The organism is Nitrospinaceae bacterium, from assembly GCA_018669005.1.
GTDB lineage: Bacteria > UBA8248 > UBA8248 > UBA8248 > UBA8248 > UBA8248.
On sequence record JABJAL010000076.1, the window covers coordinates 45,543 to 55,319 of the forward strand.

7 protein-coding genes, 1 tRNA gene and 1 pseudogene are annotated in these 9,777 nt (G+C 51.8%); 7 read left to right on the forward strand and 2 right to left on the reverse strand.

What is annotated here, in order from left to right; all coding sequences use genetic code 11:
- Nucleotides 1-113: 113 nt before the first annotated feature.
- Entirely contained in the window at nucleotides 114-2,246 is a 2,133-nt protein-coding gene (gene maeA / locus HOJ95_12060) for an oxaloacetate-decarboxylating malate dehydrogenase (GenBank protein ID MBT6395435.1), read from the reverse strand.
- Between the two features lie 817 nt (nucleotides 2,247-3,063).
- Nucleotides 3,064-3,140 (reverse strand) — tRNA-Arg (locus tag HOJ95_12065).
- A gap of 355 nt (nucleotides 3,141-3,495) precedes the next feature.
- On the opposite strand from HOJ95_12065, the gene coxB reads away from it, so the two are divergent.
- From coxB to HOJ95_12100, 7 genes and pseudogenes are all read left to right on the forward strand, one after another.
- Nucleotides 3,496-4,164: a cytochrome c oxidase subunit II gene (gene coxB, locus HOJ95_12070; GenBank protein ID MBT6395436.1), complete on the forward strand. Its 669-nt coding sequence runs from the start codon at nucleotides 3,496-3,498 to the stop codon at nucleotides 4,162-4,164.
- Nucleotides 4,165-4,245: 81 nt separating this feature from the next.
- A pseudogene (locus tag HOJ95_12075) lies at nucleotides 4,246-5,796 on the forward strand (cytochrome c oxidase subunit I).
- 441 nt (nucleotides 5,797-6,237) lie between these two features.
- The gene (locus tag HOJ95_12080) at nucleotides 6,238-7,173 is read left to right on the forward strand and encodes a hypothetical protein (GenBank protein MBT6395437.1); all 936 of its coding nucleotides are present in this window, start codon (nucleotides 6,238-6,240) and stop codon (nucleotides 7,171-7,173) included.
- A complete protein-coding gene (gene cyoE, locus HOJ95_12085) occupies nucleotides 7,170-8,075 on the forward strand; it encodes a protoheme IX farnesyltransferase (GenBank protein MBT6395438.1) in 906 nt (301 codons plus the stop codon). The genes HOJ95_12080 and cyoE overlap by 4 nt, the downstream gene beginning before the upstream one ends.
- A 137-nt stretch (nucleotides 8,076-8,212) precedes the next feature.
- Nucleotides 8,213-8,887: a heme-copper oxidase subunit III gene (locus tag HOJ95_12090; protein MBT6395439.1), complete on the forward strand. Its 675-nt coding sequence runs from the start codon at nucleotides 8,213-8,215 to the stop codon at nucleotides 8,885-8,887.
- A gap of 68 nt (nucleotides 8,888-8,955) precedes the next feature.
- Nucleotides 8,956-9,192, forward strand: coding sequence for a hypothetical protein (locus HOJ95_12095; protein ID MBT6395440.1), 237 nt, complete (start codon nucleotides 8,956-8,958; stop codon nucleotides 9,190-9,192).
- 19 nt (nucleotides 9,193-9,211) lie between these two features.
- A partial coding sequence (locus tag HOJ95_12100) for a bb3-type cytochrome oxidase subunit IV (protein ID MBT6395441.1) occupies nucleotides 9,212-9,777 on the forward strand: 566 nt, incomplete at its 3' end.

Consider the following 9,777-nt stretch of genomic DNA (forward strand, 5'->3'; position numbering starts at 1 on the left):
GCAATGGTCTTTTAAATGCCTGAAAAGTGGGCCGCGAAGGCCTGAGAAATCATCTTGTCAGGGTCGGGGGTCGTTGGGCCTTATCTTCTGAAAAGGAGAGGGAGGGGGAGTGATTAACACTTGTGCAGCGCTTGATCAGCACGCTCTAAAACTCGGGTGGCATCGTCGGTTTCGGGGTCGAATTCGGATATGCCGATTGCACAAGAAACGGGGATTTTTTGTCCGTTTGCGTCATCGATCTTCATATCGGCAATTTTCGAGAGAATTCTATTTTTGAGCACTTGAGCACCGTCGCTTTTCGTTCCGGGCAAGAGGATAGAGAACATGCTTCGCTCGTGGCGGGCAGCGACATCCGTGTCGCGGATCATATCTTCTATCAACCGCGCCGTTTGGATGAGGAGTTCATTCGCCATCTCCTCCCCATGCGTACTGTGAACCTCCCGAAAATATTTCAGCTCAAGAACAAGCACGCACAAGTCTGAGCCGTAGCGTTTGGCTCTTGTGGTTTCCAAGGCCGTGAGCTCACGCAAGACACGGTTGTTGTAAAGACCCGTCATCTCGTCGTGGCGCGTGAGGTGCTCGTGATTTTTTAGGCGCATAGGAAGGTAGCGCGGTTCCCACCGCTTTTCATCCAGAATGCGCTCTATCTCTTCTTCGGCGACAGTCGGATGGGCGAGCCCTTGTTTATAAGCCTCACTCGCGACGGCTAATCCAATCCGGCGACTCACCTGCCGTAGATTCTGGAGGTCGGGTAGAAGGGAGCCCTGGGGATCACTCAAGACAGGTGCACATTCGCTCAAGGCACGGGCGGCGGCCATAATCATCTCGTCTGAAATACGACTCGCCTTAACGGCCAAAGCGCCAAGACCGATGCCGGGAAAAATGTAGCTGTTGTTGTTTTGAGCGATCGAATAGGTCGCTCCCCCGTAGCTGACATCCTCGAACGGACTGCCCGAGGCCACCAGCGCGCGACCGTCTGTCCATGCGAGCAAATCGGCGGGGACGCCCTCGACACGCGAGGTGGGGTTCGAGAGTGGAAAGATAATGGGCCTTTCCGTGTAGCTCGCCATCTCCCGAACAGCCTCCTCGGTGAACACGCCGGGCTGGCCCGAGACGCCGATGAGTACGGTGGGTTTCGCGTTCCGAACAACATCCTCAAGGTTGATGCCCTCGCCGCCGTTAACCTGCCAATTGGCCAAATGCTCTTGGGGTTGAACCAATTTTTGCTGAAAAGCGGGCAGATTACTCAGCCCATCGTGGAGCAGCCCGGGACGGTCGATCATAAAAAAGCGTGCTCGCGCATCGGACTCAGAAAGCGCCTCTTGCACCATGGCGGCGATCAATTGTTCGGCAATGCCGCAGCCGGCCGACCCAGCCCCGAAGATGCATACGGTATGGTCGCGCAGGTGGGTGCCGCTGGCATGGGCGGCGGCGAGCAAGGTGCTTAGCGTGACAGCCGCAGTTCCTTGGATGTCATCGTTGAACGAACAGATATCGTCCCTGTAGCGGTGGAGCAGGGGCCCTGCGTGGTGCTGGGCGAAGTCCTCCCATTGAAGGAGCACACTGGGAAACTTCTTTTTAACCGCCTGAACGAAGGTGTCGATAAAATCGTCGTATTCGGTCCCCTCGATACGCTCGTGGCGCCAGCCAATGTAGAGGGGATCGTTAAGACGCTCCTGGTTGTTCGTCCCAACATCGAGGAATATAGGAAGGGTCGTGGCAGGGTGGATACCTGCGGCGGCGGTATAGAGCGCGAGCTTGCCAATGGGAATGCCCATGCCGCCCGCGCCCTGGTCTCCCAGGCCAAGGATTCGCTCACCGTCCGTCACGACGATTACCTCTGCCTGAGGCGTCGCCGCATTGTCGAGGATTTCGTCGATTCGCCCCCGATCGGGATATGAGATGAACAGGCCTCGCGGTTTACGATAGATCTCGCTGAAGCGCTGGCAAGCCTCACCGACAATGGGGGTATAGATTATGGGCAGCATTTCAGTGAGATGCTCGGTCACAAGTTTGTAGAAAAGGGTCTCGTTTCTGTCCTGCAAGCTGCGCAGATAGATATGTTTGTCGATATCGGATTTTTGCTGGCAGTAGGCCCCGTACACGCGTCCGACTTGTTCTTCAATGCTGAGAATTTGAGGCGGCAAAAGGCCCTCAAGACCAAAATCGCGTCTTTCATCTTGCGTAAAAGCGGTTCCTTTGTTCGTGAGTGAGCACTCGACCAGAAAATTGCCGGTCAGGGGCATTGCATGAATTTCAGCCCCAATGGTGTCGGCCAATGCTTGTTTGTGGGGCATCGACAACGCCTCCATTGTCGAAAGAGGAGATTCGACATTCAAATATAATTCTTTAATAGGCTTATTCTGAAATTCCAGATACCCATCTTAAAAGAATGGTAGCACAGGTTATTCACCCAGGCGCCGTATGTATTCAACGATCGGGACAGGTTCTCAACCAGGGCGACGAAAAATCCTCTCCGGTCTTTATCGCAGTTCCCTCAAGTATATTCCGCAGAGCGGCATCCTCGTCATATGGTTGAAAAGCTTGAGAACCGTTATCGGCCATTCTTTTGATTTCCCCTTTCAATTATGAGGGAAAATCTATTTTCTTAGGTGAATTTGAGACAATTATCAGTCCATTTACACCTAGCGGCAAGTTGCCAATTTAAGGCATCGAAAAAAACATTCCAGCCACGACCCCGCAAATGTTCAATATGTTCTCCGACTATTTAAATTTTCAGCTTATATATATATAAACCGCCGATTAAATTTAAAATTAAAAGTTTAGAATACGTTTTGAATACTTGGTCTGGAACTAAATATATCGAACGTAACAAAACCTAAGGTTTTCTCATCCCATAAATAACGGTTTCATCGATCCCATATCGATATAAATAGAGCGTTTTAAATAGATTTTATTTTTCTCATTCTTCGTGCCCATCAGACATAAAAATTTGAACCCCACCTTTACCTTGAACCTCGTGCTCATAAATTCAAAATCTTATTATCACCTTCTTAAAACCAAAAAGGGCTTAGCCGGTTAAGGCTAAGCCCTTGATATATTTGGTGCGCCAGGCACGATTCGAACGCGCGACCTTCTGATCCGTAGTCAGACGCTCTATCCAGCTGAGCTACTGGCGCAACATGGCGCTCTCTTAGTACCCAACCCCCTAGTATGCGTCAAGGGCTAAAGCCTTTCATTCAAGTAACATGGGGATGGTGCCGTCAGTTAACGAGAAGCAGGATAAAGATCTTACCAAATCCTTTATTCTTAATGTTCTCCCACTACATACAACAGATTTACAGGTCTTTAAATCCTTAGAAAGTTCTTGTTTTTGTTAGCTTTATTCATCTTGGGTGCTTGAATGTTTCAGCTCTCATCCGTTAAACTCCGCACCTGGTAATACGAGGAAATACTCTTACAAGAAGAGGTCCGGTAACTTACTAAGGATACCGTTCTGTCCGATTTATTTCGTTCTATGAGGATTGTCTCCCCATGATGAGCTGGCTCCCTGAAAACATTTCTGCAGATGGTGGTGATCTGGATTTCCTTTTTTATGTCATCTATTACATTACAACGGCAACGTTTGTTCTCGTTGCCGCTTGCATGGTTGCTTTCCTGATTCTCTATCGGCAAAAACCAGGTGTCCGGGCTACCTATACACACGGAAACAACACCCTCGAAATTATATGGACGATAACGCCCGCTTTCATCCTGGTCGTCATCATGTTCCTCAGCCAGGCGTCCTGGGCAAAACTCAAACTTGATCGGCCAGCGAATCCCGATGTCCGCATCCATGTCGTCGCCAAGCAGTTCAACTGGCTTGTGGCCTACCCCGGCCCCGATGGAAAACTCGGCACCAAGGATGATGTAAAGCTCGACAACCAGGTAAACGTTCCCATAAACAAAACCGTTCTCATCACCATGACCGGCGAAGACGTTATTCACAGCTTCTTCATTCCACATGCCCGGGTGAAACAAGACATCGTTCCCGGCCGCGAGACCGTCGTTTGGTTCAAACCAATCAAAACAGGGAAATTCGAAATTCCCTGCGCCGAGCTTTGCGGCACTGGACACTCGGGAATGAAAGGCGAGTTGGTCGTACATACAGCAGAGAGCTACAAGGCTTTTATTAATAAAATAAACACAAAGAAATCTTCCTAAATACCATTATGATTCCGCGCTCAAGAAAGGCAACAAACAATCTTTCTTGATGTTTAATATCGCCAAGGGGAAAAACAAGAAATGAGCGATTCGACGGCAGCCGTTGGCCACGATCACCACGAAAGTACTTTTCTAAACACTTATGTATTCTCAACAGATCATAAAATGATCGGCAAGCAATTCTTCTGGATGGCGCTGGTGATGATGATCCTGGGCGGTGTGCTAGCGCTGATGTTCCGCTGGCAGCTCGCCTGGCCTGAAACTTCTGTCTGGGGGTTTGGCTGGCTTTCTGAAGATAACGATTTCATGCCCACCGGCATCATCGGACCCGACAAATACAATATGATGGTGACAATGCACGCCACCGTCATGGTGTTTTTGGTGCTCATGCCCATGTTCTCGGGCGCATTCAGTAACTTTTTAATCCCGCTGATGATTGGCGCGCGCGACATGGCTTTCCCCTTGCTCAACATGCTCTCGTTCTGGGTCGCTGCGCTAGGTGCTCTCATCATGATGAGCGGCTTTTTTGTCGAGGGCGGACACGCCGCCGCAGGCTGGACAGCCTACGCACCTCTTTCTATTAAAGAAGAATATACCGGTGTCGGAATGGGGCAGACCCTCTGGGCGCTCAGTATCTTCACACTAACCATTAGTTCGCTGATGGGCTCGGTAAACTACATAACGACCATTATCAACATGCGCACGAAGGGAATGACCTGGTTCCGTCTGCCGACGACAATATGGGCGCTTTTCGTCGTGGCAATACTTTCGTTGCTGGCGCTCCCGATTCTCGGAGCGGCGGGCGTTCTGATGATATTCGACCGCGTTTTTGAAACGGCCTTTTTCGATCCACAGCGGGGCGGCCAGCCGCTTCTTTGGCAACATCTGTTCTGGTACTTCGGCCATCCGGAGGTCTACATTCTCATCCTCCCGGCAATGGGCATTGTCTCAGACATCCTGAGCGTATTTTCAAGGAAACCCATCTTCGGCTACCGGGCGATGGTTTACGCCATTATCGGCATCGCCTTCATCGGATGGGCCGTCTGGGGACACCATATGTTCCAGAGCGGCATGAACCCCCGGCTGGGTCAGGCGTTCATGACAACGACGATGCTTATTGCCATCCCCTCGGCCATTAAAACATTCAACTGGCTGGGGACCTTGTGGCGTGGCTCAATTCGCTTCACCGTTCCCATGCTTCACGCCCTGGCTTTTGTTTCGATGTTTGTCATCGGCGGCCTGAGCGGCATCTTCATGGCCTCGAACACGGTCGATATTTTCATCCACGACACCTACTTCATCGTGGCGCACATTCACTATGTCCTCTTTGGCGGAAGCATGTTCGGCCTCTTTGCCGGCATCACATTTTGGTTCCCAAAAATGTTCGGTCGGATGCTAAACAACTCTCTCGGTCGTGTGCATTTCTGGATCACAATCATTGGCTTCAACATCGCCTTCTTCCCGATGCACATCATCGGCATAGGCGGCCATATGCGAAGAATCTACAACCCACTTCAGTATGATTTCCTCAAAGACCTTGAGCCAATAAACGTAACGATCACCCTCGGCGCTCTCATGCTGGGTATTGGACAGATTATTTTCGCGCTCAACATTTTCGGAAGCCTTTGGAAACTAAACATGAATTGGTACCGAAAAGCGGCCCAGGTGATTTCCTCCTACCTGACAGCGTTTGTGGCCTACAAATTCGTAACCTTCTACTTCGAGGGACTAACCAAACCTACAGAGCCAACCATGGTTGGGCGCACCATTGCGGGGATTGTCGCTATCGTCGTCTTCGCCTGGATTTATCGTTATCTTTCGGCCAAGATGGGTGAGCTCGGGGAGACTGCACCGCAGAACCCCTGGAATGCCAACACGCTCGAATGGGTGGCACCTGTAATCCCGCCGCACGGCAACTTCGGACCGACCTTGCCCGAAGTACACCGGGGCCCTTACGAGTATAGCGTTCCCGGCGAAAGCGATGACTGGGCTCCCCAGACGAAACCGCTCAGCGATAGTGCTGCGGCGGCATCGCACTAACTCAGTTTCAAGAAACATCGGGGAAGTTCACGTATGGCACAGAGAGGGAACTCTGCGTCCAGCGCTTTGCGGTGGCCGCACTACCTGGCCATTTTGACATCGGGCACAACCGTAATTCTAATCCTCGCGGGCGGGCTCGTTACGAGCATGAGCGCTGGACTCGCTGTGCCCGACTGGCCCACCAGCTTTGGCTACCACATGTTCCTCTTCCCGTGGGCCAAGATGGTGGGGGGAATTTTCTTTGAGCACTCCCATCGCCTTCTTGGCTCGCTTGTTGGAATACTAACGATCCTCACGGCAGCGACTCTGTGGCTTTACGAACCTCGCAAATGGGTCCGCTGGCTCGGCATGGCAGCCATTTTTCTCGTGATTGTTCAGGGTCTTCTGGGCGGATTCCGGGTCATTTCACTCAAACTCCTTCTGGCCATTATCCACGCCTGTGTCGCCCAGCTCTATTTCGGACTCATGGTCAGCATCGCTGTTTTCACCTCTAAAAGCTGGCTGGCAGACACTACGACCCGGACCGAGCCCAACAGCAGCACCAGGAGAATTGCCCTCCTTACAGTGGGTCTGATTTATGTTCAAACTATTTTCGGCGCCGTGCTGCGCCATACCGGAAACCGGCTCGATGCCCATCTTTTGGTGGCATTTTTAGTCACCATCCATGTATTCTTGCTGGCGGCGAAGATACTCCGTGATCCCGCCGGCGGCGAGGCCATCAGAAAGCCCGCAAATACCATTTGGGTTTTGCTGATTTTACAGCTTGCGCTAGGGGCTGGCTCTTATTTTGCTAAATATACGGTCATCGGCGATGCCGTATTGCCAAGCACTATAATTGTCCTGACTGCGGCGCATGTCGTGGTTGGCGCTCTATTGTTTGCAACTTCGATTACACTGGCGCTCCGGGTCCACAGTGATCAGCTTCGGTCCCGCTTCGACACAACTCCACAAGAGGCATCAGTAGCGTGATAACCAGGACCGAATCCATCGACGACAGCCACGCCATCTCCAGGCGAAGGGCTGCGGATTTCCTAACGCTCACCAAACCACGAATTATCGCCATGGTGGTCTTTGCCTCTGCTGCGGCATTTTACTTGGCCTCCGCTGGACGCATGGATTACATCTTGCTTATTCACGCACTGGTGGGGACGGCACTTTCCTCCGGCGGCTCGCTGGCGCTCAATCAAGCGGCCGAAGAAGACCTCGACGCACTCATGGAGCGAACGCGGCTTCGGCCCCTGCCTGCCAGGAGGCTCCACCGTTTCGACGCGCTGGCATTTGGGGTGACGTTGTTCGTCGTCGGTGTCATCTATCTTGTATTGCTGGTCAATCCGCTCACGGCTTTTTTGAGTGCCCTGACCGGTTCAACCTATCTGCTTATTTACACGCCACTCAAACGAACCAGCTCCTGGAATAGTGTTGTAGGCGCTATTCCGGGCGCAATGCCTCCGGTTATCGGGTGGGCGGCGGCGGCAGACAACGTGCCCGTGGAGGGCTGGATTCTCTTCTCGATTCTTTTTATCTGGCAGATACCACACGCGCTCGCCATCGGCATACTTTACCGAGATGACTTCAAAGCGGCCGGCGTCCGGCTTCTTCCGGTGGATGAACCTGACGGCAAAAAAACAGGGTTTCATGTCGTTAACTATTGTGTCGCTCTGATTCCGATTGCGATGGTGCCCACCCTCATTGGCATGGCGGGCACCGTATATTTTTTCTCATCTCTTCTTTTGGGCCTAATGTACCTCGCCTCGGGCATTCAGTTGGCCCGAAAGCGCACCGTCGATTCGGCCCGGCACCTGTTTTGGGTTTCGCTATTATATCTGCCGCTTGTTTATCTGATTATGGTGCTCGACCACGGCACATTTTAAGCGGAGAAGTATCGAGATGAGTACAGACAAAGATCGCAAAAAAAATATTCGACTTGGCATTTTTCTAGCCCTGTTTATCGTGACGCTAATGACACTTTCGTTGATTTTTGGAATTTTAGTGTAAGGCGGCTATTGAAATGCCAGATACTTTTGTAAAAGACCAAATCCGAGACGAGGGGAATGGCCATCTTCCTCCACCGGAAGGAGCGGGGCCAAATGGCGGGGGGGACGATGATCGTCCCGATAGGCCGCAGACCGCGCCGCTCATCGAAAACGCCCAGCTCGCCATGGTGATCTTCATCCTGGCCGAGATGATGTTCTTCTCAGGGCTCATCGGGGCTTTTTTGGTATTTCGATTCGGTGGACAACCGTGGCCCCCGCCATTTCAGCCGAGACTCCCGGTCGGTGTCACGGCAATCAACACGTTGTTTCTTCTGACCAGCAGCTACACATTTATTCGGGCCAAAAAGAGCCTCCGAAAAGGGGATAATCAAGGCCTCTGCACTTTTTTAACGATAACAGCCTCCCTTGGCATCGTTTTCCTGCTGATTCAAGGGTATGAGTGGCTCCAGCTGCTCAACTTCGGGCTAAGAGTCTCGACCGGAACATATGCCTCGACCTTCTATACCATCGTCGGGGCACACGCATTTCACGTATTCAGCGCGGTTATGTGGCTTTTGGTGGTGCTGACAAGGGCTTGGCGGGGTCATTTCTCGCCCGAGAACGCCACCGGCGTCACTACATGCGGCATGTATTGGCATTTGGTCGTAGGACTTTGGCCACTTTTGTTCTTTTTGGTCTATTTGATGTAATGACCTTTTAAATCATCGGTTTATGGACACTCGGGCTGGGCAATGATATAGTTTTTGAAGGAGAAAACATGAGCCCGAAGCTATCTATTTCCATATTCGCGATGAGTATATTGCTGCTGACCTCGCCCGGTGTTGCAAGGGCATGTTCGGTATGTGGGCTCGATGATTTTTCATACATGTGGAGCTACCTTTTCCTGACAAGCATTCCACTAGCGGCAATGAGCATCGTTGGTGGATATTTTTTTTATTCGTATCAGCGCGCAAACAAACCTTCGGACGACCCCGACGGGCCGTCCGCCAAATAAATTGTAGGGAGAAGTCGAATTGAGTCAGACGGCCGCCGTAGAAGCTGCTGAAACACCATTAACACCCGAGAGTTGGGGAAAGACCGGAATGTGGCTCTTCCTCTCGGGAGATGCCATGTCGTTCGGAACCTTGCTTGCGGGATACGCAATTATGCGGGCCAACAGCACCAACTGGCCCAACCCTTCCGAGGCACTCGGCATCTCGCTAACTGCCTTCATGACGTTCTTGTTGATTTGCAGCAGTCTGTCGATGGTCAAGGCCCTCGATGCCATCAAGCACGGAGAGAAGGAAAAATTCAAAAAATTCATGCTCATGACCATCGGCGGCGGAATCATCTTCGTCGGTCTTCAGGCCTATGAGTGGAATCACCTAATTCATGGGGCGAATCTCGGCCTCACCGAAAACCCGTTCGGCGCACCGCTGTTCGGCACCACCTTCTACATGATCACCGGCTTCCACGGACTTCACGTTACCGGCGGGGTGATTTATCTCACCTGTGTCCTCATAGCCGCAGGCAAGAGAGGGTATACGACGGATTGCTTTAATTTGGTGGAAAACGTCGGACTCTACTGGCACTTTGTCGA